This window comes from Heyndrickxia sp. NPDC080065 (assembly GCF_050281185.1).
GTDB lineage: Bacteria > Bacillota > Bacilli > Bacillales > Bacillaceae_C > Heyndrickxia.
This window is the reverse complement of sequence record NZ_JBNNWS010000015.1, coordinates 35192-60184: the sequence shown is the minus strand read 5'-3', so window position 1 is coordinate 60184 and position 24993 is coordinate 35192. Positions and strand designations below refer to the sequence as shown.

Annotated in this window: 21 protein-coding genes; 8 read left to right on the top strand and 13 right to left on the bottom strand. The window is 33.6% G+C overall.

Annotation, left to right across the window (positions count from 1 at the left end):
* Nucleotide 1: 1 nt before the first annotated feature.
* The 3 genes from ACQKP0_RS18160 to ACQKP0_RS18150 are packed head-to-tail and all read right to left on the bottom strand — an operon-like array spanning nucleotide 2 to nucleotide 1356.
* Complete coding sequence (locus ACQKP0_RS18160; RefSeq protein WP_427407332.1) at nucleotides 2-871, bottom strand: DUF421 domain-containing protein; 870 nt, start codon at nucleotides 869-871, stop codon at nucleotides 2-4.
* Between the two features lie 14 nt (nucleotides 872-885).
* Nucleotides 886-1089 (bottom strand): DUF1657 domain-containing protein, encoded by a 204-nt coding sequence (locus tag ACQKP0_RS18155; RefSeq protein WP_427407239.1) that lies wholly within the window; start codon nucleotides 1087-1089, stop codon nucleotides 886-888.
* A gap of 60 nt (nucleotides 1090-1149) precedes the next feature.
* A complete protein-coding gene (locus ACQKP0_RS18150) occupies nucleotides 1150-1356 on the bottom strand; it encodes a DUF1657 domain-containing protein (protein ID WP_427407238.1) in 207 nt (68 codons plus the stop codon).
* Nucleotides 1357-1625: 269 nt separating this feature from the next.
* Here ACQKP0_RS18150 and pepF point away from each other — a divergent pair, with 269 nt between their 5' ends.
* Nucleotides 1626-3440, top strand: a complete 1815-nt coding sequence (pepF, locus tag ACQKP0_RS18145; protein ID WP_427407237.1) for an oligoendopeptidase F — start codon at nucleotides 1626-1628, stop codon at nucleotides 3438-3440.
* A 125-nt stretch (nucleotides 3441-3565) separates the two neighbouring features.
* Here the strand turns inward: pepF and mprF are convergent, their stop codons facing one another.
* The 3 genes from mprF to ACQKP0_RS18130 form a co-directional block, all read right to left on the bottom strand.
* Entirely contained in the window at nucleotides 3566-6109 is a 2544-nt protein-coding gene (gene mprF / locus ACQKP0_RS18140; RefSeq protein WP_427407236.1) for a bifunctional lysylphosphatidylglycerol flippase/synthetase MprF, read from the bottom strand.
* A 383-nt stretch (nucleotides 6110-6492) separates the two neighbouring features.
* A complete protein-coding gene (locus ACQKP0_RS18135; protein ID WP_427407235.1) occupies nucleotides 6493-7470 on the bottom strand; it encodes a rhodanese-related sulfurtransferase in 978 nt (325 codons plus the stop codon).
* Between the two features lie 220 nt (nucleotides 7471-7690).
* Entirely contained in the window at nucleotides 7691-9880 is a 2190-nt protein-coding gene (locus ACQKP0_RS18130) for a DNA topoisomerase III (RefSeq protein WP_427407234.1), read from the bottom strand.
* A 235-nt stretch (nucleotides 9881-10115) separates the two neighbouring features.
* Here ACQKP0_RS18130 and ACQKP0_RS18125 point away from each other — a divergent pair, with 235 nt between their 5' ends.
* Nucleotides 10116-10322, top strand: coding sequence for a uracil phosphoribosyltransferase (locus ACQKP0_RS18125; protein WP_427407233.1), 207 nt, complete (start codon nucleotides 10116-10118; stop codon nucleotides 10320-10322).
* A gap of 256 nt (nucleotides 10323-10578) precedes the next feature.
* Nucleotides 10579-11439, top strand: coding sequence for a YitT family protein (locus ACQKP0_RS18120; protein WP_427407331.1), 861 nt, complete (start codon nucleotides 10579-10581; stop codon nucleotides 11437-11439).
* 185 nt (nucleotides 11440-11624) lie between these two features.
* Here the strand turns inward: ACQKP0_RS18120 and ACQKP0_RS18115 are convergent, their stop codons facing one another.
* Nucleotides 11625-12851, bottom strand: a complete 1227-nt coding sequence (locus tag ACQKP0_RS18115; RefSeq protein ID WP_427407232.1) for an MFS transporter — start codon at nucleotides 12849-12851, stop codon at nucleotides 11625-11627.
* Between the two features lie 272 nt (nucleotides 12852-13123).
* Between ACQKP0_RS18115 and ACQKP0_RS18110 the strand changes: the two genes are divergently transcribed.
* Together ACQKP0_RS18110 and ACQKP0_RS18105 are read left to right on the top strand one after the other, a co-directional pair.
* Entirely contained in the window at nucleotides 13124-13252 is a 129-nt protein-coding gene (locus ACQKP0_RS18110; protein WP_427407231.1) for a YuzL family protein, read from the top strand.
* 66 nt (nucleotides 13253-13318) lie between these two features.
* Nucleotides 13319-13561 (top strand): YkuS family protein, encoded by a 243-nt coding sequence (locus ACQKP0_RS18105; RefSeq protein WP_427407230.1) that lies wholly within the window; start codon nucleotides 13319-13321, stop codon nucleotides 13559-13561.
* A 76-nt stretch (nucleotides 13562-13637) separates the two neighbouring features.
* Here the strand turns inward: ACQKP0_RS18105 and mobB are convergent, their stop codons facing one another.
* Genes mobB through moaA form a run of 3 tightly spaced genes read right to left on the bottom strand, consistent with a single transcriptional unit; the run spans nucleotide 13638 to nucleotide 16454 of the window.
* Nucleotides 13638-14147 carry a molybdopterin-guanine dinucleotide biosynthesis protein B gene (mobB, locus tag ACQKP0_RS18100; protein WP_427407229.1) on the bottom strand — a complete coding sequence of 170 codons (510 nt, stop codon included), beginning with the start codon at nucleotides 14145-14147 and terminating at the stop codon, nucleotides 13638-13640.
* The gene (locus tag ACQKP0_RS18095; RefSeq protein WP_427407228.1) at nucleotides 14114-15406 is read right to left on the bottom strand and encodes a molybdopterin molybdotransferase MoeA; all 1293 of its coding nucleotides are present in this window, start codon (nucleotides 15404-15406) and stop codon (nucleotides 14114-14116) included. The genes mobB and ACQKP0_RS18095 overlap by 34 nt, the downstream gene beginning before the upstream one ends.
* 34 nt (nucleotides 15407-15440) lie before the next feature.
* Nucleotides 15441-16454 carry a GTP 3',8-cyclase MoaA gene (moaA, locus tag ACQKP0_RS18090; RefSeq protein ID WP_427407227.1) on the bottom strand — a complete coding sequence of 338 codons (1014 nt, stop codon included), beginning with the start codon at nucleotides 16452-16454 and terminating at the stop codon, nucleotides 15441-15443.
* 110 nt (nucleotides 16455-16564) lie between these two features.
* Here moaA and ACQKP0_RS18085 point away from each other — a divergent pair, with 110 nt between their 5' ends.
* Entirely contained in the window at nucleotides 16565-17272 is a 708-nt protein-coding gene (locus ACQKP0_RS18085) for a Crp/Fnr family transcriptional regulator (RefSeq protein ID WP_427407226.1), read from the top strand.
* A gap of 105 nt (nucleotides 17273-17377) precedes the next feature.
* Here the strand turns inward: ACQKP0_RS18085 and ACQKP0_RS18080 are convergent, their stop codons facing one another.
* From ACQKP0_RS18080 to ACQKP0_RS18070, 3 genes are all read right to left on the bottom strand, one after another.
* A complete protein-coding gene (locus tag ACQKP0_RS18080) occupies nucleotides 17378-18523 on the bottom strand; it encodes a D-alanyl-D-alanine carboxypeptidase family protein (protein ID WP_427407225.1) in 1146 nt (381 codons plus the stop codon).
* A 310-nt stretch (nucleotides 18524-18833) separates the two neighbouring features.
* The gene (locus tag ACQKP0_RS18075) at nucleotides 18834-20750 is read right to left on the bottom strand and encodes a vWA domain-containing protein (RefSeq protein ID WP_427407224.1); all 1917 of its coding nucleotides are present in this window, start codon (nucleotides 20748-20750) and stop codon (nucleotides 18834-18836) included.
* 12 nt (nucleotides 20751-20762) lie between these two features.
* Nucleotides 20763-21647, bottom strand: a complete 885-nt coding sequence (locus tag ACQKP0_RS18070; protein ID WP_427407223.1) for an ATP-binding protein — start codon at nucleotides 21645-21647, stop codon at nucleotides 20763-20765.
* Between the two features lie 715 nt (nucleotides 21648-22362).
* Between ACQKP0_RS18070 and yidC the strand changes: the two genes are divergently transcribed.
* Both yidC and ACQKP0_RS18060 read left to right on the top strand, forming a co-directional pair.
* The gene (gene yidC / locus ACQKP0_RS18065) at nucleotides 22363-23154 is read left to right on the top strand and encodes a membrane protein insertase YidC (protein ID WP_427407222.1); all 792 of its coding nucleotides are present in this window, start codon (nucleotides 22363-22365) and stop codon (nucleotides 23152-23154) included.
* 266 nt (nucleotides 23155-23420) lie between these two features.
* Nucleotides 23421-24905, top strand: coding sequence for an aldehyde dehydrogenase family protein (locus ACQKP0_RS18060; RefSeq protein WP_427407221.1), 1485 nt, complete (start codon nucleotides 23421-23423; stop codon nucleotides 24903-24905).
* The last annotated feature ends 88 nt before the right edge of the window (nucleotides 24906-24993 follow it).

The following is a 24993-nucleotide window of genomic DNA, read 5'->3' as shown; positions in this document are numbered from 1 at the left end:
ATTATTCCGATAAAAAAGGTTTTAACTTTTCGATCATTGCCTCAATACGTTTTGCATTATTTGTGTACATGGTGCTGGCAGATTTTGATTCAGTAGCTAAGGTGAATAATTCAAGATCTGCTTGGCATTTTTTTAATGTAGCTAATAATAGTGGTCTTTCCTGAGAATTTGGAAGCTGTATTTTATCATCATAAATATCAACGGTTAATTTACCATATGAATCGACTTGACCGATATAAACATTATTAAGATCAACATTTAGCTTTTCTAATTCCGCCTTTAACCAAGACTGATTATACCCTGTTAGCCCTAGTGCTTCTGCCATAATTTGTCCTTCTAAAATAACGGTTTTAGGTTCTTTTTCTGGAGCTACTTTTAACTGGATATCTTTTGGTGTAAGTGGCTGCTTTTCTCTTTTTAATAATAGATTCAAGTCCCCGCTTGCTTCAAGCACAGCAAATTCAACATCGGCAATATTAAATGCATTTTTTCTTCGTAATAATTCTGTTAAGTCGTCCACTGTATATCTTTCTTTTTTCAAATTGTCTTCTTGGATTTTCCCATCTTTGATAAAAACTGTCGGCTTTCCTTCAACAACTTCCCTGAATTTTTTACTCTTCATACTAATGAGAGCAATAAAAAACGGAACAGCCGTCCAAACCAAAAGGCTATATAATCCGTATAAAAAATTCGTTCCTACTCCAGTTGAAATTTCAGCTATAATACTTCCGATTGTGATTCCGATAATATATTCGAATAAAGACAATTGTGTAATTTGTTTTTTTCCCAGCCATTTTGTTAGAAGGAATAAAATAATAAGTGAAGAGAATGAGCGAATAATAATCTCAAGCCATCCAGGAAACCCCATAATCATAACTCCCTCCTCTACGATTTATACTGAGGCTCTTCTCGTTCGATAACGGTCAGCCTTTGATTTAATTCAGAAATAATGTCTTCCGTTTCAAGCATGCATTCGTGAAATATTCTTTTTGCTTCATTATCCATAGACATTAAAGCAAAACGACTAAGATTATTTTTAGCCCCATTTAGACTTGCAATACATGTTTTTACGTCTGAAGCAATAGTCATTGGTCCCTACTCCTTTTTAGAAAAGGACGATACTTTCATATCATCCTTTTCTTCATAAAATTATTGTTGTTTATATTGTGGTTCTTCTTGTTCAACCTCATTCACTCTAGGAGTTAAAGAATCAATAACTGTTTGTGTTTGTTGCGCTGCATTTTGATAAAGCTGCTTTGCTTGTTGGTTATCAGTTGCTAATGCAAAGCTTTCTAAGTTTGCTTGTGCACTCTTTAATCCAGAAACTGTCTGCTTAATATTATTGATAACTGTCATGAACAAAACTCCTTTTAAAAAAATTTTTTTACGTTTATATCAATTCATAAGTTGTTCATAGTGAACGATGTTATTTTATGAATATTAATTAATTTTATATATAGAAAATATATCCTTTTTAAGATGTGAACATTAAACACCTTCTAAATAGGGAAAAGTTTATGTGGAATGAAATATTTATATAAAAAATCAAAAAATTCTTATATAATAAAATAGATTAGTGTTTCGAAATACTTTGAAAGCACTAGCAAAAGAAGGGAGAAATCTTTATGGAGAAAACGATAGAAAAACGTCTTTTACGAACTGAAGTACCAAAAGAAATGACATGGAAATTAGAAGATCTTTTTGAAACCGAGGAAAAATGGGAGTATGAGCTTGAAGCTGTACAAAGAGATGTAACAACTGTTTCCCAATATAAAGGTAAGCTTGGGAATGGAGCAAATGTCTTATTGGAATGTTTAACAGCTTATGAAGCACTTTACACAAGAATTATTAGAGTAGCAACATATACAAGCTTACGGTCCTCTGAAGATGGTACTAACCCTATAAATCAAGGAAATTCTGCACGCATTGCAGCAATGATGGCAAATATAGGTGCTTCACTTTCTTTTTTAGAAACAGAAATACTTACATTAGCAGATGGAACGATCGAACAATACATACAGGAAGAACCGAACCTAGAAGTATATAAAAATCACTTAGAAGAATTACTAGAAAGAAAGCCGCATACATTGTCTGCTGAAATGGAAGAAGCATTGGCTTCCCTAAGTGAAGTTCACGATTCACCTTATATGATTTATCAACGAAGTAAATCTTCAGATATGCAATTTACGTCAATTGAAGATAAAGATGGCAGTCAATTACCGATGTCCTTTGCACTTTATGAGGATCGTTATGAATTATCAGCAGATACTGAAATAAGAAGAAAAGCATATCATTCGTTCAATAATACATTAAATCAATATAAAAATACATTCGCTGCCACTTACGCAACCGAAGTGTCGAAGGAAGTTGCTCTATCACGTTTACGTAAATTTAATTCAGTAACGGAAATGCAGCTTCATCCACAGCAAGTATCACTTGAAATGTATCATAACCAATTAGATGTGCTTCAAAAAGAACTTGCTCCAATTATGCAACGCTATGCTAAATTAAAAAAACGTGAATTAGGCTTAGACAAAATGCTTTTCTGCGACTTAAAAGCACCGCTTGATCCAGATTATAATCCAAAAACGACCTATGAAGAAGCTTCCAAAATGATTATAGAGGCATTGGAAATAATGGGTCCTGAATATAGCCAAATTATGAAAGAAGCATTATCAGATAGATGGGTAGATTTAGCAGATAATATTGGGAAATCGACAGGTGCTTTCTGTTCTAGTCCATATGGCGTCCATCCATTTATATTAATTACATGGACAGATACGATGCGAGGAGCATTTGTGCTAGCACATGAACTTGGTCATGCAGGACATTTCTATTTAGCAGGCAAAAATCAGCGAATGATCAATACAAGACCTTCAACATATTTTGTAGAAGCACCATCCACAATGAATGAGCTGCTTTTAGCCGATCATATCTTATCTAAAACAGAGGATAAACGGATGAGGCGCTGGGTCATTTCCCAATTGCTTGGGACTTACTACCATAATTTCGTTACTCATTTATTAGAAGGTGAACTACAACGACGTATTTATAACTTAGCTGATGCTGGAAAACCTATTACTGCTTCTACTCTATGTGAACAAAAAAGAGAGCTTCTCCAAAACTTCTGGGGTGATGCAGTTGAAATTGATGATGGTGCAAGCCTAACATGGATGCGTCAACCTCATTATTATATGGGGCTATATCCTTATACTTATTCAGCTGGATTAACAGTTTCAACAGCTGTTGCAGGAATGATAAAAGAAGAGGGCCAGCCAGCTGTTGATCGTTGGTTAGATGTACTAAAATCAGGTGGTACATTAAAACCAATTGATTTAATCAAAAAGGCCGGTGTCGATATGTCTAAACCTGATGCAATCAGAAGTGCTGTATCATATGTTGGTCAATTAGTGGAGGAATTAGAAAATAGTTACAAATAAGATGGGCAAATGCAGCTGTTTAGCCCCAAAAGTAGATGTTATCACATCTTATAAAGTCCTCTCCTATACTTTACTTTATATATAGAGATTATTGGTTAATAAGTTAGACAGATAAAAAACGCCCTTTAACTAGGGCGTTTTCTTGATATAAGTAAAGCAATTTGAATCATTGTAATCGGTAATGATGTTTTCTTTCGATAGGCTAAATATTTAGGCTCCCACTTGTTCGCATATTTTTCTTTAAATTTTCTTAAGCCCTTAAAATGATACACAAAATTGCCATGAGTATAAATTTGAAATGCTACCTTTTCTCCAATAAATGAATATTTGGATAACCCTACATTTGCAAGTGGTGCCATCCCTAAATTAAAACGCACATATCCGTTTGTTTTAGCCCAATCGAAAAGCTCTAGAAAAAGATAGTCCATTGTTCCAGATGGAGTATTAGGTAGATGTCTCATTAAATCAATTGAAAGTGTTTGATGATTGTCATAAGCCGGCATAATGCTAACAAAAGCCATCGGCTTATTTTCCTGATCATTAAGGATAGCAATAGGCGCCCTCCTTAAATAATCTTCATCAAAAAAACCAAGTGAATAGCCTTTCTCACTCTTCCCTTCTAACCACTGATCTGATATCTCTCTTAATGATTGAAATAGATCATTTGTAAATGGCGGTTGTAATACTTGAAAAGAAAATCCTTCCTTTTCAAATTTATTTTTTGTTGAACGGAGTCCCTTCATTTTGCCACCTGATAAAGTAAATGAAGTCAAATCAACATATGCTTCTTCGCCTAATTTGAAAAAGTCATATCCATTTTCATGTAATTTCGGTATCAAATCTGTTGTCACCTGATAGTAAGCAGGAGTAAAGCCATATAGATCAGCAAAGTCTTGAAACTCCTCGATCGCATGAAAAAACTCTTGTTCATTTCCAACAGGATCTCCCAGAACTACTAACTTGTCCCCATATCTTTCATACATCATCATCACTTGACCTGTTTCATTCCAAAAAATTTTTTTATCGTGCAAGAATATTAAGTGAGTAAGAACAGTACCTTTGTATTTTTTTACATGTTCTATAATTTTTTCCGATTCAACTGGATAAAATCCGGGTGATTTCGGTTTTATGATCAAATAAGTGCAAAACATTATTATTGCTGCGATAACTAAGCCAGTAATTGCACTTAATATTAGATCACCAGCGTCAATAATCATATATTTTTGAATAAAATGAGGAATCCTTATTTTACTTTCAGGTAGGTTCCAATAACCAATTAATATGTAAAGAATTGTGAAAAAAATAATCACACAGAAATCAAATGTTGCTCTGCCCCAAGTTATCACAAAATTAATACGGTAAAAACGTTTTTTAGAAATGATAAGCATTATGGCAACAAAGCTTAAATATATAGCTTCTTCATAATCCAGCCCTTTTACAAGACAAAGCAATGAGCCAAATATTAATACGACAAGTGTTGAGTAATATGCCCATCTTACTTTATATTCAATTCCTCTTGACAATAAGATTAATAAAAAACCAGCAATAACTGTCAATTGATGGGAAAAACCCATAAAGGGAGACGATAAAAATTCCCTTAAAAACCTTATTCGATCAAGTACTCCTGGCAATGAAGCTGATAGCAGTAAAACAATTCCCGATAAAAATACAAGTATTACCAAGATCCAATGACTTATATTTTTTACTATTGTATTAAGAATTTGCTTATATTGCTTATCAAGAATATTCCAATAATGTTTTGCGAATAATCCAATAGCTATTAAAAATGGAATAAAGTAATAACTAACTCTATACAAAAGCAATATTAATAATACTTTTTCAGACGGTATATGGTAATATTCGAATCCCATTAGTAGGACAAGATCAAAGGATCCTAATCCACCGGGAATCATACTGATGATACCTGCACATGCAGCTACAAAAAAGATCGGAAATAAATGTCCAAAACTGATATGAACATCTACTAAATGTGCAATGATCATAAATAATAGAAATGCAAACATCCATTCAAATACAGAAATAATCATCAATTCAATTAAATAATTTTTTCTTAGCGAAAAGTTCTCATTTTTCAAATTCCTCAATTTAAAACTCAATAACAAAAAAGGAATATATAAAGCTAAACCCCATACTGCTATTTTGAGCCATTTCATTTCAACTAAAAATGTAGGTTTGAATATACCTAAAGTGACTAGCCAACATAAAATTGAAAGACCTGATAAATAGAAAATAGACACTTTTGCGATACTTTTTAGGATAACATCTTTTTCTTTATAATAATCTTTGTAAAAATACGTTCTCAAACTCAACCCAATTACTCCACCAAAACCAAGAAAATTTGAAAATGTATTAACTATCCAAGAATAGGATAAAAGTTTTTTATAACTCAATTTTATTTTTAAAATTTTACTTAAAATCAAGTCATAAAATAACATCGGGACAATTGATACTAAACCTAATATTAATATTAATAGTATTTTTATTGGTGTAAGCTCAGAGATATTATTTTTCAATAAATTAATATCAAAGCCCTTCACCATATTTTTAGATTCAAATAATATTAAAAGCAACAGAGCAATTGGAAAAGCTATTTTTAGAAATGAAAACAGCTTTCTTTTATTAAACTTCAATTGAACACCAGCTTTCATTCAACTAACATAAACCGTTATGTTGTCAAAAGTATTAAGGTAGAGCTCTAAATGTTAGTATGTATTCATTTTACCAAGGGACAAGAATGCTTTAATCCCACTATTCATAAATCTATTTTTCCCAAAAAAACACATAAAAATATCATTACAAAAGACTGTTTTCGAATAGAATGTTGCTTTTCATATAGATTGTCCTTCTAGAATACTTTTTTTACGTGCTCTTTTCCCTATATTATAAATCTAAAATTCAAATTGAATGATAAATTAGAATGGTAAAAAGCCTAATATCAATTTTTACTTATTTAAAAACAACAAAGTATACGAAAAAAAGCCTTACAAAAAAACAACCCAAGTATTACTACTTGAGCGTTTTTTTGAAAAATTTATTTAGCCATGTCTATCATAGACTCATCTTCAATCTTTTGAAGCCTTTCTGCAACTTCTTCTTTAGATAATTGATGTTCTTTTATATACAAGCTTCTTGGGTGTACGCGGCATTCATGAGAGCAGCCTCTTAAATATTTATGTTCATTTTCTTCAGAGCATAGCATTTGACGATTACACTCTGGATTTGCACAATTTACATAACGTTCACATGGTTCACCCGTAAAATAATCCTTACCAACGATAACATGTTCTTTATGATTAACAGGTACAGCAATTCGCTCATCAAATACATAACATTGGCCATCCCATAATTCACCTTGAACTTCAGGGTCCTTACCATAAGTAACGATTCCACCATGAAGTTGTGCTACATCTTCAAAGCCTTCCCTTACCAGCCAGCCAGAAAACTTCTCGCAGCGAATACCACCTGTACAATAAGTCAATATTTTTTTTCCTTCTAATTGATTCTTATTTTCACGTACCCAGTCAGGAAGATCTCTAAATGTTTCAATATCAGGACGAATAGCGCCTCTAAAGTGTCCCAAATCATATTCATAATCATTTCTAGCATCTAGAATAACTGTATCTTCATCTTGCATTGCTTCATAAAACTCTTTTGGACTGTAATATTTACCCGTTATTTCTTTTGGATTAATGTCATCTTCTAAGCGAAGAGTGACTAACTCTTTTCTTGGGCGTACATGCATCTTTTTAAATGCATGCTTATCTTCTTCATCCACTTTAAAAACGATTCCATCGAAACGTGGATCACTTTTCATCATATCCATATATTGATTGGTTTGATCAACTGTCCCTGAAACAGTACCGTTAATCCCCTCTTCAGCGACGAGGATTCTTCCTTTTAAACCTAGGTCCTTACAATATGCTAGATGCTCTGCAGCATACTCTTCCGGATTGTCAATTTTTGTATAAAAATAATACAATAATACTCTATAAGGTTTTGTTTCCATCACAATTACTACCACCTATCGATTTATATTTGCAAGATATAAATGTATTTAGGTTGTATTTAATATACACATTTTCTCTTACAATAGAACATTGTATACAATTTATGCTAATTTGACAAGGGGGGGATTTTTTGGGTTTAATAATCGTTTACATAGTATTAACGCCTACTAAAAGTTTATTTTATACTCTTGCCATTTTATATGAAAATGAATTGGATGTAATTTAATCAAATTTAATGTCTTTAAGTAGCTCAGCGAATGCATTGTTAATTGGTTCAGCTTCTTTTTCTTGCTTTTTTAAGTACTTTTGTACAGTGCGTTTATCCACTTTTCCCCCAGATTCTTTTTTACGTCGTGCCTCAAAAGCAGATAGCTTCTCGCGATATCCACATTTACATGCGAAGATTTGACCTTTACCTTCACCACGAAGTTCCATTTTCTTTTTACATTGAGGACAGCGTGCGTTGGTTATGCGTGCGACATTCTTTCTATAACCACATTCACGATCTTGGCAGACAAGCATTTTTCCTTTTTTACCATTTACTTCAAGCATTGGTTTTCCACAGTCAGGACATGATTTTGTGGAAATGTTGTCGTGCTTATATTTTTTATTACTTGCTTTAATTTCTGCAACAATTTCTTTTGTATGTTCTTTCATTTCATTGATGAACACATCTTTTTTTAGTTTCCCTTTAGCTATTAGCTCAAGTTTTTGTTCCCACTCAGCTGTTGTTGCTGGCGATTTTAATTCTTCTGGTACTAAATTTAGTAGTTGGCGACCTTTAGAAGTGATATAGATTTCTTTTCCACTACGTTTTTCAATTAGGAATGAATTGAATAATTTATCAATAATATCAGCACGAGTTGCAACTGTACCAAGTCCACCAGTCGATTTTAAAGTATCTGCAAGCTTCTTATCGTTAGTTTCCATATACTTCGTAGGATTTTCCATGGCTGATAGTAAAGTAGCTTCTGTAAAACGTGCAGGTGGCTTTGTTTGGCCCAATGTTTGAGCGATTAGCTTTGTTTTTAATACATCACCTTTTTCAAGACGAGGCAATAATTGCTCTTTTACATCATCTGTTGATTCTTCCTCATCGTATCGGTTTTCGTACACTTCCTTCCAACCAGCATTAATTACCGTTTTTCCTTTTGCAAAAAATTTTTCATCACCGATTTTTGCTTGTACTGTTAACTGCTCATAATCAAAAGCAGGAAATAATACAGCTAAGAAACGTTTCACAACAAGGTCATATATTTTACGTTCTTTATCTGTGAATGTAGAGAAATTCACATAACCTTCTGTTGGAATGATGGCATGGTGATCACTTACCTTACTATCATCTACAAAGGCTTTCGTTGCTTTAATAGGCTTTTTTAATACTTTATTAGCGAGTAAACGATATTCCCCTGCACCACAAGCTTTTAAACGTTCTGGAAGCGTACTAACTATGTCTGAAGATAGAAAGCGCGAGTCTGTACGCGGGTATGTTAATACTTTATGTTGCTCGTATAGTTTTTGCATAATATTTAATGTTTCTTTAGCTGAATAACCAAAGATTTTATTGGCATCACGCTGCAACTCTGTTAAATCATATAAGGCTGGTGAGAATGTTTTCTTTGCTTTACGGTCAATGGAAACAACCGTTGCATCTTTTTGTCCAAGTGATTGAACGATTGCATCAATTTTTTCTTTATTGAAGCTACGACTATTACCCTTCTCATCTTGCCACGTTAATTTAAGTCCATCTGTTTGCGCTTCAATACCATAATACGTTTGAGATATAAAGTTCTTAATTTCCTCTTCACGTGTTGCAACCATCGCAACTGTGGGTGTTTGCACACGTCCACAGTTTAATTGTGCGTTGAATTTTGTTGTTAAGGCACGAGTTGCATTTAAGCCAATATACCAGTCTGCCTCTGAACGTGCTACTGCTGAAGCATATAAGTTTTCATAAGCTTTACCAGGCTTTAAGTTATTGAATCCATCTTTAATAGCTTTATCTGTTACAGAAGAGATCCACAGACGTTTGATAGGTTTATGAACTTTTGCTTTATCAATTATCCAACGTGCAACTAGTTCTCCTTCTCTCCCTGCATCAGTAGCCAAGATTATTTCATTCACATCATTGCGATTTAACTGTGCTTTTACAGCACTAAACTGCTTCCCAGTTTGTTTTATAACAACTAATTTCATGCTTTCGGGAAGCATAGGAAGATCCTCTAGGTTCCATGATTTATATTTATTATCATATACCTCAGGGTCTGCTAAAGTGACTAAATGTCCTAGCGCCCAAGTGACGATATATTTGTCGCCTTCTAAAAATCCATTTCCTTTCTTCGTACACTTCAATACATTTGCAATATCGCGTGCAACAGAAGGTTTCTCCGCAATTACTACACTTTTTGCCATTTTTTCGAACTCCTTTACTAACTATGTACTATCTAATATACCATAGTTTTAGAGTGAAAAATGTAAAGGGACTCTTATTTAGCGGTCACAATAGACACCGCTTGTTTAGAATTTCAATTTCTTGTTGTAATCTTTTATTTTCTCTAAAACTTTCATTTAACTTTTTTAGAGTAATTATTGTTTATTTATTTGAAGTTGCTTTTTTATTTGTTATGATAAACTTGAGGTGATATATATGGCTAAAAGCTCCGCAAAAAAGATGCGTGAAAAGCTTGTTAGAGAGGGTAGAAGAAACCCTGAAGAGAATCGAGGCATTTATGCATTATCAGATTTAAGGACAAGAAAAACGAAAACAAAGGAAGAAGTTTTAAGAAAACAAAAACATAAAGGTCGATTATCTAAATCCTATGATGAAGATAATCGACCTATTTTTTTATTATAATGGGATTTTCTATATAATAATGCATAATTTTTTTCAAATTACTTTTTTTACGATATAATATGAATTATGAAACAATTAATAAACCTTCATTTTTATACACATTTGTTGATGTTTATAATTTTTTCTACGATCGTATTTTCCAATAATTTTGGATACCTCACTATTATCCCGTTAATTTATTATTCTAAGCTAAACAATTTAATATGAAAGGATTGGATCGATGGAACTTGCTAAAACAAAAGAATCAATTGAATTAATGAGACATAAAAGACTTAAAAGGACCGTCCTGTTAAAGCGTGCTTTTTTTGTTACATTTGGTGCGATTATCATGGGTGTTGCATTAGAGCTTTTTCTTGTACCTAATGATTTATTAGATGGTGGAATTGTAGGTATTTCTATTATTTTATCTTATTTATCGGGCCTTAAACTTGGGCTTGTTATTTTTATTCTAAATATCCCATTTTTTTACATAGGATATAAACAAATCGGAAAAACGTTTGCATTAACTACATTGTATGGAATAACCATCATGTCAATAACTACAGCGTTATTACATCCCATCCATAGTTTCACCGAAGATCTATTATTAGTGACCGTGTTTGGTGGCATTATTTTAGGTTTTGGTGTCGGGTTAGTTATCCGTTTTGGAGGATCACTAGACGGAACTGAAATACTCGCTATCCTGTTAAATAAAAAACTTCCCTTTTCAGTCGGGGAAATCATCATGTTCTTTAACCTTATCATATTTGGCAGTGCAGGTTTTGTTTTTGGTTGGAATCGGGCGATGTATTCTGTCATTGCTTATTTTATTGCCGCAAAAACGATAGACGTAGTTATTCAAGGATTAGATGAATCAAAGGCAGCCTGGATTATTAGTGATTATGTGGATGATATTGGTGAGGCAATACTTGCACGTCTAGGTCGTGGTGTAACATATTTAAAAGGCGAAGGCGCCTTTACGGGCGATGAAAAAAAAGTCATTTATTGTATTATCACACGTCTTGAGGAAGCTAAACTAAAATCAATTATTGAGGAATTCGATGAAAATGCTTTTCTCGCTGTCGGAAATATTTCTGAAGTAAGGGGCGGACGTTTTAAGAAAAAGGATATTCATTAATTATTACGCTATATTATGTTTGTTATTGATTTAGAGCCTACTGTGGTACATGTGAATGGGTTTTATTCGAATGAATAACTAATGAACATTTACCACGGTAGGCGGTAATAGACATCAACAATATGATTTAACAAAGCCATTCTTTAAAAAGGAATCCAACCATAAAATTGGATTCCTTTTTTACATTATTTTTCTTGCAGCTCCCTTACCCTTTCATCACTTGGTAATAGGAAAGTTAATAGTCCTAATAATGGAAGATAGCTGCAAAAATTCATTACGAACTTAATACTATAAATATCTGCTAATTTACCATATAAAACAGCGCCAATAGCCCCCATACCAAAGGCAAGACCAACAATTAAACCTGAAACCATACCAATTTTTTGCGGCAGTAATTCTTGCGCATAGACCACTGTAACACTGAAGCTGGATGTTATAATAAAGCCAATTAAGAAAAACATCGGAATCACTAAATATATTGGAACATGTGGCAGTAGAAGTGTAAACGGTGCTGCTCCTACTAATGAGAATAAAATAAGATTACGTTTTCCAAATCTATCAGCCAATGGTCCACCTAAAAAGGTTCCGATTACGCCTGCAATCATAAAGATAAATACAAAAATTTGTGCTTGTTTTATCGATAAACCGTAATCATCAATTAAATAGAACTGATAGAAATTAGTGATACCTGCCGAGTACCATGACCTAGCAAATACAATAAAAACTAGCAAAACCATAGCCATTTTTATTTTTGGGTTAATTGGCCCACTTGCTATTGAAGAAACTTTCTTTTTCGTATTTTGAATGCCAATTGCTATTTGCTGTTGGTACCACTTTGAAACAAATAGTAAAAGAATGATTCCCATCAAAGCTACAAGTGTAAAAGATAATATTCCTTTTTGTCCAAATGGCACAAAAATGAATGCAGTAAACACTGGTGCAAGTGACTGGCCAAAATTCCCACCCACTTGATAAATTGATTGAGCTAACCCTCTTTTTCCTCCTGCCGCCATATATGCAACTCTAGAGCCTTCAGGATGAAAAACAGCCGATCCTATCCCAATAAAAAATACTGAACATAAAATGATATAGAAATTTGGAGACAATCCAAAACCAATTAGTCCAATCATACTCATAAACATTCCTAAAGGCAGCAGGAAAGGAGATGGTCTTTTATCGGAATAATAACCAAATACAGGCTGCATAACTGATGATGTCATATTTACAACAAAAGCAATCCATCCAATTTGTGAATAGGAAAGACTTAATGTTTTCTCTAATATCGGAAACATTGCTGGAACTACCGCTTGGAGCGAGTCATTAAAAAAATGTCCTAAACTGATGGTGAATAAAACCCCATAAATCGTATTTAATCCTACATTTTGTGAATTTTGTTTTGCAGCTACTGCCATATGCATCTCTCTTTCCTACGTTTTCGATTACGTTTAGTTTAACGATGTGTTGCATCTAATAAATTTCTTAGTGTAAGCGCTTAGCCAGTTTTACTATGTAAAGAAATCATCTCACGCATTGCCGAAAGTGCCATTCATCGTCAACAACTCATTAACAAAGCCTTCGTATAAAACGATTATACATCTTTTTTTGATACCCGAAAGATTTTTTTTAAAAATGAATCATACATACTATTTTGGTAATGTTGGAAAATAAGATTGGAGGTGATGACATGGGAAAACGAAAAAAAGACCCTTCCAAAACCGGTTTAAGTAATCCGAATGTAAAAGGACAAGGTACTACCACTACGGAGACTGGAGACATCCAAGCAGATGCCTCACGTAAAAAACATGGAAGATAATCATTTTTTGGAATAATTTAACTTAGAATGAAGCAATCTATAATTTGCGAGAGGAGGTGTAGTAGTATGCCAAAAATAGGTGTGGAGCAATCTTTGACAAATGTATCACAAGCCCTTAAAGAAAAAGGCTATGATGTTGTTGAACTTAAAAATGAAACAGATGCACAAGGCTGCGATTGCTGTGTTGTTACTGGTGGTGACAATAATGTAATGGGCATTCAAGATATTATTATAGAGGGTTCAGTTATTGATGCATCTGGAATGTCTGCAGATGAAGTATGTAACGAAGTTGAGAGTAAACTACCATAAGAGAAAACATCAAGGATTTTACCTGTGATTCCCATTAAATTAATGGGAATCACATATTAAATAGTGGGCTATAAATTTATTTGTTTAATTTAGTAAGTAACCATTCTAAAAACAGTTTTTTATTTTTTATCGAAAAAATGGGGTACTCTAAACTGTTTTTTAATGGAATCCATGAAATAACAGCCTGAATATTTGTTAGTTTTTCTAATAATATTTTATCATCTTCATTTCGGATGATTACTGCTTTTGGATATGCTTCATACTTGTATCCCTCGACTAAAATAAGATCTAATAAAAATAATTCATATATGTGAATAATTTCTTGTAATGACCAAGGTCGACATTTTTTTTGTATTAATAACTTTCCTTCACCTTCAACAGACGTAATAACAGCGCCTGCTGCCAAATGTTTGTCTGAATCTTTTTCTCTGATGTTTGTATCAGGGGTACCGCCGTGACCATGATGCTTAATCGTCCCTACGTCAAGATTATGTTGTTTCCAATATTGAATAATCTCTTGAATGATTGTAGTCTTACCGCTATTTTGAAAACCTACAATTTGGAATACTTTTGCTTTTCTCTCCACGGTTCTTCACTTCCCGTTTGGTCCTCCAGTAGTAAAATATCTACTATATCCCCTACCTGAAAGCCTCTTGTACCACCTGGTAAAACCATCAAACAATTTGCCCATGCAATTGATGTCACTACATTTGATTTATCGAGTCCAACAGGTTTAACAGTTATTTTGTCATTTTCATAATCCATTCTACTGCGAACAAAACGACTAAAAGGATTAGGCTTCATAAAATCCGACTTTAATTCAGCCTTTGCTTTTCTTAAGTACGGCTTAATCGAATAAAGCCAATAACGAATAATTGGTCTAACATATAATTCAAAGCCTACAAAACATGCAGAAGGATTACCAGATAGACCAAAAAGAAGTTTTCCGTTTATATTTGCAACGGTTGTTACACTCCCTGGTCTCATAGCGATTTTATTAAATAACACTTCAGCACCTAAACGCTTATAAATCTCAGATAGATAATCGAAATCGCCAACAGATACTCCACCTGTTGTAATGACTATGTCACATTCCTCTATTGCTGTTTTCACTGATGAATACAGAGATTCAATTTCATCTGCACGATTTTCGAACTTTTTTATAGATCCTCCTGCACGAATAATTTGAGATTCTATCATATATCCATTACTGTTCCGAATCTTTCCAGGCTCTAATGGTTCATCAACCTTCAATAATTCACTCCCAGTTGGAATAACTCCAATGATCGGTTTTCTTATTACTGGAACACGAGAATAACCAAATGTAGCGAGTAAAGCTTTTACACCAGGATTAATAAGAGTCCCTTTGCCGATTAGCTCTTGATCTTTTTTAGCATCTTCCCCTTGGAAAGAGATATTATCCCCTGATTTTATTCTTCTTTTAATTGTAATAAACTTTTTGTTTCCCTTGTGCTCCTCTTTAACAAGCTCTTGCATTATTACACAATCAGCACCTAAAGGTATTGCAGCTCCTGTCATAATTCTAGTGGCTTGGAAACGGTCAATTTGCATTATACTTACTTGACCGGCACCAATTTCATCTATTACTTCTAATTGAATCGGATTATTAGAATGTGCAAGGAATGTATCTTCTGAACGAATAGCAAATCCATCATACGGAGATCGATCAAAAGGGGGGACATCGTGATCTGCACACAATGGTTCAGCAAGAAAACGGTTATCACATTCATCGATGGAAACCCACTCAGTATCCCCTCTTTTTCTACATTCCATCACCATTTCGATTGCGTCTTTTACCCAAATAGGTTTACGCCGACCAGCCATCTTAGATCCCCCTTTTATTTCTTCATTCAACTCGTTATCCACCAATATATGACATTTCGATTTTATCTTTTGTTCCTAGTTGTTTGTTTGTTCTTAAATCTGAATATCGATCACTACGATGATTCCAAATAGAAATAATTTCATTTTTTATCGTATCATCTGTCGATCCATTACGAAGATAAGATTTTAGGTCATATCCCTTACTTGCAAATAAGCATGTAAATAGCTTGCCGTCTGCTGATATTCTTGCTCTTGTGCAGCTAGAACAAAATGATTCGGAAACAGAAGTAATAAAACCAATCTCCGCATCTTTTTCTTTGTACTTATAGCGTTTTGCTACTTCCCCATAATAAGAAGCGTCAACTGCAATGAGCTCAAATTCCTTCGATAGCATTTGAAAAATTTCCTTCTTCGATACTACCTTATCCAAGTTCCACCCATTTGAATTACCAACATCCATAAATTCAATGAAGCGTAATGTGACCCCCATATCCCGAAAATATTTCGCCATCGGAAGTATTTCTTGTTCATTCATACCTTTCTGCACAACCATATTTACTTTTATATCAAAGCCCATTTGTAAAGCTGTATCAATCCCTTTTAACACAGCTTTAGAACTAACGCCTCTTCCATTCATTTTCTTAAATATATCGTCATTTAATGCGTCAAGACTAATATTTAACCTTCTTAAACCGGCAGTAAATAATGCTGGAGCTTGTTTAGGGAGAAAAATGCCATTTGTTGTTAATCCGATATCTGAAATGCCTTCAATATTTATTAATTTATTAATTAATTCAGAAATATCCCGACGTAGTAACGGTTCTCCCCCGGTTAAACGTATTTTTTTTACACCTAAATCTGCAAACAATGCAGCTAATCTTTCAATTTCTTCAAAAGTTAATACCTGATCTTTAGGAAGAAATGAATGATCGGGTCCAAAAACTTCCGCTGGCATACAATATTCACATCTAAAATTGCAGCGATCAGTAACAGAGATTCGTAAATCTTGAAGTGGTCGTTTTAATGTATCTTGGACAGTTTTAAGCATTAAACTCACCTCCATAAATCTTATTCTATCAGTTTCCAGCTGATCATCATAACATTTAATTAAATATTTATGGTATAATTTACATATATCAACATAAGGGTGATGAATGTATGACGACTAGTCGACAAACATTGAAATCGACACATTCCATTCAAATGACCGAATTACTACTTTACGCAGAGAAAATAGAAAAAATAATAAAAGGAAGATACCTTTTTCAGGAAGGCATGTTAGCCGAAGGAATTTTTATTATATTATCTGGTAAAATTCAAATAAGTAAAATCACTCCCGATGGACAAGAATTGACCTTTAGGATATGTAGTAGTAATGAAATAGTTGGAGAATCAATTCTTTTCTCTCATTCTCCAAAATATTTATTAACAGCAAAAGTGCTAGAGGATGGAGAAGTTGCTTTCATTCGCAAAGAAGTATTAGAAAATGAAATATTTGAAAATAGTTCTTTAGCATTTGAGATGATGAAATGGTTGAGTGATCAATATCGAAAAACTCAAACAAAGTTTCGCGATCTGATGCTTCATGGCAAAAAAGGTGCATTATATTCAACTCTCATTCGTATGTCAAATAGTTATGGTGAACAAAAACAGGATGGAATTCTAATCAATTTACCGGTGACTAATCAAGAACTAGGAAACTTTTGCGGAGCTTCACGGGAAAATGTCAATCGAATATTAAGTGACTTAAAAAAACGTGGCGTTTTATCAATAGACAAAGGAAAAATCACTATTCATGATTTACAATTTTTAAAAGATGAGATTTGCTGTGAAGATTGTCCAGTTATTTATTGTAATATTGAATAAACAATCTATCATTTTTCGATAGAAAAACTTAAGAGGGTGAAGCGATGTCACCCTCTTGTTTCATTGATTGAAATTTAATGATCATATCTAAATAATTTAGGTATTTTATTTGAATACTATTCTTTTAAATATAGATGCAGCACCTAATATTATTAAAAGTATAATAATAAAAGAGAACCATTTATTATCATTCGAAGCTTTCGTTACATACTTTACAGAATCTTCATGAGTAGCCTTTACCTGAATAGGAAATAACTGATATGATTCTAATGAATCCCCTTTTTTATCAATAATTTTTAATATCCCGTCCTTAGAAACGTCTTTTGATACTGCACCATTTAGTGGTTTCGTATAAACAATATCTCGGGGAGTTTTATAGACATTTCCCCCTACTGTAAACGTTTCCCCTTTTGGTAATGAACTAGTTTCAAAATGTTTAAATCCATAGTCGAGAAGTTTTTTCGTATCAGTATATGCATCTCTCTTTGTTTTTGCATTCATCGTAATAACGGTTAAATGAATCTTTTTATTTTCTGCTGTAGTAGCTAGGGTTTGCCCCGATTTATCTACATACCCCGTTTTCCCGCCTGTTACCTCTTTATATTCGTAATCGCCTCTTAACATCAAATGGTGTGTAATAAGTGTGGTTTTCCACTCCTTACCATTCCATTTAAGTTCTTTCGTTCCAAATATTTTTTTAAATGTTTTATTTTTAATGGCATAATTTGTAATCTTCGCTAAATCATATGCAGTAGTGTAATGGTCCTTATCAAAGAGTCCGTGTGGATTGACAAAATTTGTGGCTGAAACACCGACCTCATTAATTAATAACTTATTTAATTGATCAGCAAACTTTGAAACACTACCATTCATATATTCTGCAATTGCTACACCCGCATCATTTCCAGAATTAATTAACAACCCCTGAATTAAGTGCTTTAAAGTAACTTGTTCCCCTTCAACTAAATAAACCTTTGTTCCTTCAGTGTGTTGGACATTCTTCCCAATCTCTATTTTGTCATTTAAATTCCCGTTTTCTATCGCATAGATAGCAGTTGCGATTTTTGTTAAGCTGGCAGGATACATTCGTTGAAATGCATTTTTTTCGTACAAAACCTTCCCTGTTTTACTATCAACCAACACAGCCGTCTCACTTGCAATTGTTAATTTAGGTTTTTCGGATGCTTCCACTTTATTAAAAATATTAAATGTGACAAAAAATACTAATATGACTATCCAAGTTTTCTTCAATATTCGACACATCCATCTACAATTTTCTCCAAAATCTATTCTACCAAATTGAATTAAACCCTTTCATTAGTTTTAGAAATTGTAATCAAATTGAAATCAAACTGGACTAAAGTACCGTTTCACTCTTACTAAATGGCTGTTTTCGTTAAGATTGTTGCTTTTCGTATACAGCTCCAATACTTAATTAAATTGGTTTCGTGCTCTTTTCTTCATCCAATACTTTTTGTATAGGTGCAAAAATAACCGTAAAAATCCTACTGCCGATTTTTACTTTGTTACAAATAGCAACAAAGTATTAGAAAAGAGCCTTCTAAATACTCTTATAAAGCAATTTTTTTAAGATCGGAAATAGCACATCAGGTAATTCCTCAATATCAGAAACTAATATACTGAAATTTCCATATATATCGTGAAGGACTTTCTTTTGGCTTTCCTCTATCTCACTATTGGATAAAAAGATATTGATCACCTCAATACCTTGTTTTCTTGCTTGTAAAACTGCTTCGTGGGTGTCAACGATACCATTTTGCTCATACCCAAATGCTGCTGGTTCACCGTCAGAAAACACTAAAAGAAATTTTTGCTTTTCTTTACGAGATAAAATTCTATCTGTCATTAATCTAATCGCATAACCATCACGATTATCTTCTTCAGGCCTTAGTTGCATAATTTCTGGCCCAGAATGAATTTGTAATGAGGAAGAATAGTCAATTACAGGATAAAAGTAATTAGGCTGTTTTTCCTTTGTTGCATCATTCGTATCTTCCCAAAACCCTACTACCTCATGGGAAACCCGAACAGATTTCAAGGCTTCATGAAATAAGGCAATTCCAAGTTTTGTTTGCTCCATTTTGTCATACATTGACGCAGAGCAATCAACTAATAAGGAAAAAACAGCATCAATTTCATTTGCTGGCTCTTGTTTCTTATAAAATAATCTAGGATTTTTATCAGTATAAAAAGGAAGAAGCTTTTTACTTAAACGGCCAAATTGCAAATCATTTCTAGAAGCTGTTCTCTTATGTTCAAGAGTTTTTTCTATTAACTTTTTTAACTTTTTTTGATAAAAATGAATCTCAGACTTCAGAACCCTATACTGTTTCTCCTCATCATAAGTAGGAATAGAAGGCTTTAAAAAGATGGAATATGCGGACCTATTTTCTTTTCCATACTCTTTGTCATTGTTTTGTGCAGAATTTCGCCTCTGTTCTTTTGCTTCTAAACTAGAATAATCATTCTGACTTGTTTTTTGAACAGAACCTTGTACAACTGCTAATGCCTGATCGCCTGTTTCTCCCTCTCTAACTCCCTCACCAATCAAATCTGTACCGGTACCTTGATCCAAATCAAATTGTAAAAAGCTTTTACTTAAATCACTGGTTTCTCGATGCCAGGTTCGCAATTCTTCATTAATTACTTCCTCGTCTCCATCTGCCTTTTTATCGATTACATCATTGTTTTGCAAGGGGTCCTTACGTTTCAAATCTTTAAATGTAAGACCTTCCGCAACTGAATCATTTTCAATTTCCGGGAGATGGAAGTATTCATTTAACATATCTTGTTCAAGAACATCTTCTAGAGTTTCTACAATTTCGATGCATATCTTTACTGTCTCTTTCGTTGACTTCGTTTCGAAAAACCTTGAGACAGAATTCCGGATATACGGCACAACCAGATCAATTTTCTCATTATAATGCGGAATATCCTCTACAGGTGATTCAGAGTTTAATAGGAGAAAAATATTATTAAAGAGTGCATCTGTAAATACACTTTTTACAAGATTAACATTCAATTGTGTTTCAAAATATTTTCTGTAAACATTTTTTCGATCTCGAAAAACATTTTTTGTACCAGGACGTTCTTGCTTGATTAACTCCTCAATCCTTAAATCTTCGGTAATCATAAACAATTGCTTTGCAAAGCTTTTTAAAGATCTCGTTTTTATTTTCTCGATAAACTGTTGAATATCTTTGTAATTTGAATATTTATAATTACCAATTGCCCGTAAAAAGACATCACTTTTTAAACCATTTTTTATTATCTGCTTGGATCGATGGTTCCAAAAATGACTGACATATATTTTTTTGGCAGATAAGTCAAGATAGGAATGGACCCCGAATTCGACCTCATACTCTAAGTTTTTTGTCAATGTTGTGCCTAAATCAGCCATTTCCATTAATAGCATAGAATCAACTTTTTCGTCATTAAATTGGATAAAGCGTTGCATAATGCAAGCCTCCTATTCAAACAATGTTTCGGCAATATTTCGAATGGCAGCTCTTTCACGTGCATCCTCTAATTTATCAATAATACCCCTTTGAATAGCTCTTAATGGTGGTAAAAATAGCGCCAAATCACAAGTATCGATTAAGGCTCTTATTGAAGCCGCTTCTTCTGCTATTTTTCCCATTTCTGCCTGGGAGATTAAATCACTTGAAAAGACGACAAATTTTTCAATTAGCCCTTCGTCTTTTAATTGACTCTGTTTAATTAAAACATTTTTCAATGCCTCGCCTTGAATATATGGGACGTTTATCACAACAAATCGATTTTTAAGTGCTTCATTAAGCGGTACAGTCCCGACATAGCCCTCATTAATTGCCGCAATAACACCAAAATGATTTGCAGCTTTTATAACCTCACCAGTAAATGGATTAGTGATCTGTCTTCGATAATCAAGCACTCCATTTAAGATAGGAAGAGTTTCCGGTTTAGCCATATTTATTTCATCTATATATAAAAGATGACCTTTAGTCATTGCGTTAATTACTGGACCTGAGACAAAATCGATTACACTTTGATTATTTTCTTGTTTAATAGTTTTAAAGCCGAGGAGCCCTTCCGCATCAAGATCGACAGAACAATTGATACTATGCATTGGTTGACCAAATAATGACGAGAGAGTTTCAGCTAGTTTTGTTTTTCCTGATCCAGTTGGTCCTTTTAATAAAATATTTTTCCCGAGAAGGAGGGCAATAGTTGCATCTAATAAGATAGAATGATCAGAAGGAATATAGCCGTCTTTACTCGTCATCCTTTCCTGAAAGTCATTTACAAAAAATTCTTTCCTTAATTCTAATTTATTTTTTATTTCATTAGGTATTGTTAACATATTATTGAACATACTGGCTTCCCTTTCTATTTATCAGTAATCATTTGGATAATACAATGTATATTAGAAAACTACCTTTGTATTTTAGGTCAATACCAGTAGAATTGCAAAGAGTTATATTGGAGTATGATTAATATAATTGTACGGTTTTTGGTTTCATATGATAAAATAATACAAATAGGTGTTCAAAAAGGAGGACAAAAAGAGCCGAGAAGTTCGAGGGAGCGTGGCCTGAGAGCACCGGAGCATATGTTTTTTATACGTGAGGAGCGGAGCGGCAAGCTGACGAAGAAATTCGACAGCTATTTTTCCCGGACTTTTTGAACTCCTCTAAAAAGAGTATTTGAAAAATCGAAACATTTACGTTATACTATGCTAGCTAGTGAAGTAATTAAGGTGTGTGAACATACAATAATGGAATATATTTTAAACCTCACAAATGATCCAGTTATTTGCTCATTTTATGTCAGTATTTTATTGTCAATTGGACTAACATATATTTGGAACCATTTTACTGTTAAGTCTTATTCATACATTAATACAGAACAAACTACTAACTGTTTAAACACTACTTTTCAATGGTTTAATAATTTGAAAATATCTGGACATCCACTTATTTTATGGATTATAAAATGCGTCAGAAGGAAAGAATCACCTAATGAAGATCCGGATCATCATTTATCCGTAGTTCTTTAAGCTTATGAATTTATTTTTAGGAGGATATATGATGAAACGTTTTTTACAGCTTTCTTTTTTATTGATTGGATCAGTATTTTTCCTTTCAGCATGTCAAGGGAATCCTTCCAAAGGTTCCAGTAATACAGGGTTTTTCCATGATTATTTTGTAGTGCCTTTTACGAAAGTAATTCATTTTACGGCAGAGCTATTTGGCGGTAATTATGGGGTTGCCATTATTTTAATTACCATTCTTATTCGTTTAGTTCTTATGCCATTTATGATGAGAACTTTTAAGAAACAACAAATAATGAAAGAGAAAATGGAAAAATTAAAGCCAGAAATGACGGTTATTCAAAATAAAATTAAACAGGCCAAAACTAAAGAAGAGCAAATGAAATTACAACAAGAAATGATGGGCTTATATAAAAAGCATGATGTAAACCCATTGAATATGGGATGCTTGCCACTAATTATTCAAATGCCGATTTTAATGGGATTCTATTATGCAATTCGAGGTTCCCAAGAAATTGCCTCTCATTCATTTTTATGGTTTAACCTAGGGAAAGCAGATATCCCTATGGCGATTATCGCCGGTATCATGTATTACTTTCAATCGAAAGTTTCACTTATCGGTATGACTGAAGAACAACAAAAACAAATGAAAATATTTGGTCTTCTTTCACCAATTATGATCTTAATCGTATCATTTAGTGCTCCTGCAGCATTACCTCTTTACTGGGCAGTCGGTGGAGCATTCTTGATTGGTCAAACCTATTTATCCAAGAAGTTTTACCAAACACATCCGCCTAAGGAAGAACAACAACCTTCTAAACAAAAATAGTTACAAAAATACCTGTTCTAAATAGAGCAGGTATTTTTTATTATCCAAAAGAATTACATATATTTAGTTTTATTATTTTCTTATTTTGTCGATGAATATCAATATTTGCTGAAAAATATTTTTGATTTTTCAGCAAATATGATTGAAATGTAATGAATAAACTTGTAGGATTAACTTGTAAGCGCTCCCATGTAAGCTTGTATTTTCTGCAACAACATCATGAATTACCTCTAGTAAACTATGAATTTTTTAAGGAGGGTTTTTTAATGAGTCAAGTTTTAGCAGGAATCAATGAGAAAGTAGAAAAATTTTTACAAGGTAAGAAAAAGCTTTATATTAATGGTGAATTCGTGGAAAGTGCTTCAGGTAAAACATTCGACACTCCAAACCCAGCAACTGGTGAAGTTTTAGCAACCGTCTTTGAAGCTGGGCCTGAAGATATTGATCGTGCAGTAAAAGCTGCCCGTGTAGCTTTTGATAACGGAAAATGGTCAAAAATGAGTGCGGCTGCAAGAGGCCGACTAATGTATAAATTAGCTGATTTAATGGAAGAAAATAAAGAAGCTTTAGCACAATTAGAAACATTGGATAATGGAAAACCAATTAATGAAACGCTGAATGCAGATATCCCTCTTGCTATTGAACATATGCGTTACTACGCCGGGTGGACAAATAAAATTACGGGTCAAACGATTCCGGTTAGCGGACCTTTCTTCAATTATACACGTCATGAAGCTGTAGGTGTAGTTGGGCAAATTATTCCTTGGAACTTCCCTCTGTTAATGGCTATGTGGAAAATGGGAGCAGCTTTAGCAACTGGCTGTACTATTGTTCTAAAGCCAGCAGAACAAACTCCACTGTCTGCTCTTTATTTAGCTGAACTTGCAGAAGAAGCTGGTTTCCCGGCTGGAGTAATTAATATTGTTCCTGGATTCGGAGAAACAGCAGGCCAGCCATTAGTGGATCATCCATTAGTTAATAAAATTGCATTTACTGGTTCTACAGCTGTAGGAAAATCCATCATGGAACGTGCAGCAAAAACGTTAAAACGCGTTACTTTGGAATTAGGTGGAAAATCACCAAATATTATCCTTCCTGATGCAGATTTAAGCAAAGCAATTCCGGGAGCATTAAATGGTGTAATGTTTAACCAAGGTCAAGTTTGCTGTGCTGGTTCAAGAGTATTTATTCAAAAGAAAAATTATGATAATGTTGTCGCTGACATGGTTTCACATGCAAAAAATATTAAACAAGGCTTTGGCCTGGATCAACAAACCCAAATGGGTCCACTAGTTTCAGATGAGCAGCAAACACGAGTATTAAATTACATTGAAAAAGGTCTCGATGAAGGTGCAGAGCTGCTTACTGGCGGTAGTAAACCTCGTGAGGAAGGATACTTTGTTGAACCTACCATTTTTGCGGATGTTAATGATGAAATGACCATTGCAAAAGAAGAAATTTTCGGCCCGGTTATTGCAGCCTTGCCATTTGAAGATTTGGATGAAGTCATTAATCGTGCCAATAATAGTGACTATGGATTAGCAGCAGGTTTATGGACTCGTGATGTAGCTAATGCACACTATATTGCCAACCGCCTTCGAGCCGGTACAGTTTGGGTAAATTGTTACAATGTCTTTGATGCAGCATCACCATTCGGAGGCTATAAACAATCAGGTATTGGCCGAGAAATGGGTTCATATGCATTAAATAATTACACTGAAGTGAAGAGTGTTTGGCTGTCACTTAAGTAAGAAAGAAGTAATATCATTGATCAAAGAGCTATATAAATTAACATTACAATCAAAATAAGAGCCTATTCGGCTCTTATTTTGATTGTTA

Bases quoted from the DNA above. Each gene is read 5' to 3' on its own strand.
- ACQKP0_RS18155 (WP_427407239.1), bottom strand. From the start codon at position 1,089: ATGACTATTGCTTCAGACGTAAAAACATGTATTGCAAGTCTAAATGGG.
- ACQKP0_RS18150 (WP_427407238.1), bottom strand. From the start codon at position 1,356: ATGACAGTTATCAATAATATTAAGCAGACAGTTTCTGGATTAAAGAGT.
- pepF (WP_427407237.1), top strand. From the start codon at position 1,626: ATGGAGAAAACGATAGAAAAACGTCTTTTACGAACTGAAGTACCAAAA.
- mprF (WP_427407236.1), bottom strand. From the start codon at position 6,109: ATGAAAGCTGGTGTTCAATTGAAGTTTAATAAAAGAAAGCTGTTTTCA.
- ACQKP0_RS18130 (WP_427407234.1), bottom strand. From the start codon at position 9,880: ATGGCAAAAAGTGTAGTAATTGCGGAGAAACCTTCTGTTGCACGCGAT.
- ACQKP0_RS18125 (WP_427407233.1), top strand. From the start codon at position 10,116: ATGGCTAAAAGCTCCGCAAAAAAGATGCGTGAAAAGCTTGTTAGAGAG.
- ACQKP0_RS18120 (WP_427407331.1), top strand. From the start codon at position 10,579: ATGAGACATAAAAGACTTAAAAGGACCGTCCTGTTAAAGCGTGCTTTT.
- ACQKP0_RS18115 (WP_427407232.1), bottom strand. From the start codon at position 12,851: ATGGCAGTAGCTGCAAAACAAAATTCACAAAATGTAGGATTAAATACG.
- ACQKP0_RS18110 (WP_427407231.1), top strand. From the start codon at position 13,124: ATGGGAAAACGAAAAAAAGACCCTTCCAAAACCGGTTTAAGTAATCCG.
- ACQKP0_RS18105 (WP_427407230.1), top strand. From the start codon at position 13,319: ATGCCAAAAATAGGTGTGGAGCAATCTTTGACAAATGTATCACAAGCC.
- ACQKP0_RS18095 (WP_427407228.1), bottom strand. From the start codon at position 15,406: ATGGCTGGTCGGCGTAAACCTATTTGGGTAAAAGACGCAATCGAAATG.
- moaA (WP_427407227.1), bottom strand. From the start codon at position 16,454: ATGCTTAAAACTGTCCAAGATACATTAAAACGACCACTTCAAGATTTA.
- ACQKP0_RS18085 (WP_427407226.1), top strand. From the start codon at position 16,565: ATGACGACTAGTCGACAAACATTGAAATCGACACATTCCATTCAAATG.
- ACQKP0_RS18075 (WP_427407224.1), bottom strand. From the start codon at position 20,750: ATGCAACGCTTTATCCAATTTAATGACGAAAAAGTTGATTCTATGCTA.
- ACQKP0_RS18070 (WP_427407223.1), bottom strand. From the start codon at position 21,647: ATGTTCAATAATATGTTAACAATACCTAATGAAATAAAAAATAAATTA.
- yidC (WP_427407222.1), top strand. From the start codon at position 22,363: ATGAAACGTTTTTTACAGCTTTCTTTTTTATTGATTGGATCAGTATTT.
- ACQKP0_RS18060 (WP_427407221.1), top strand. From the start codon at position 23,421: ATGAGTCAAGTTTTAGCAGGAATCAATGAGAAAGTAGAAAAATTTTTA.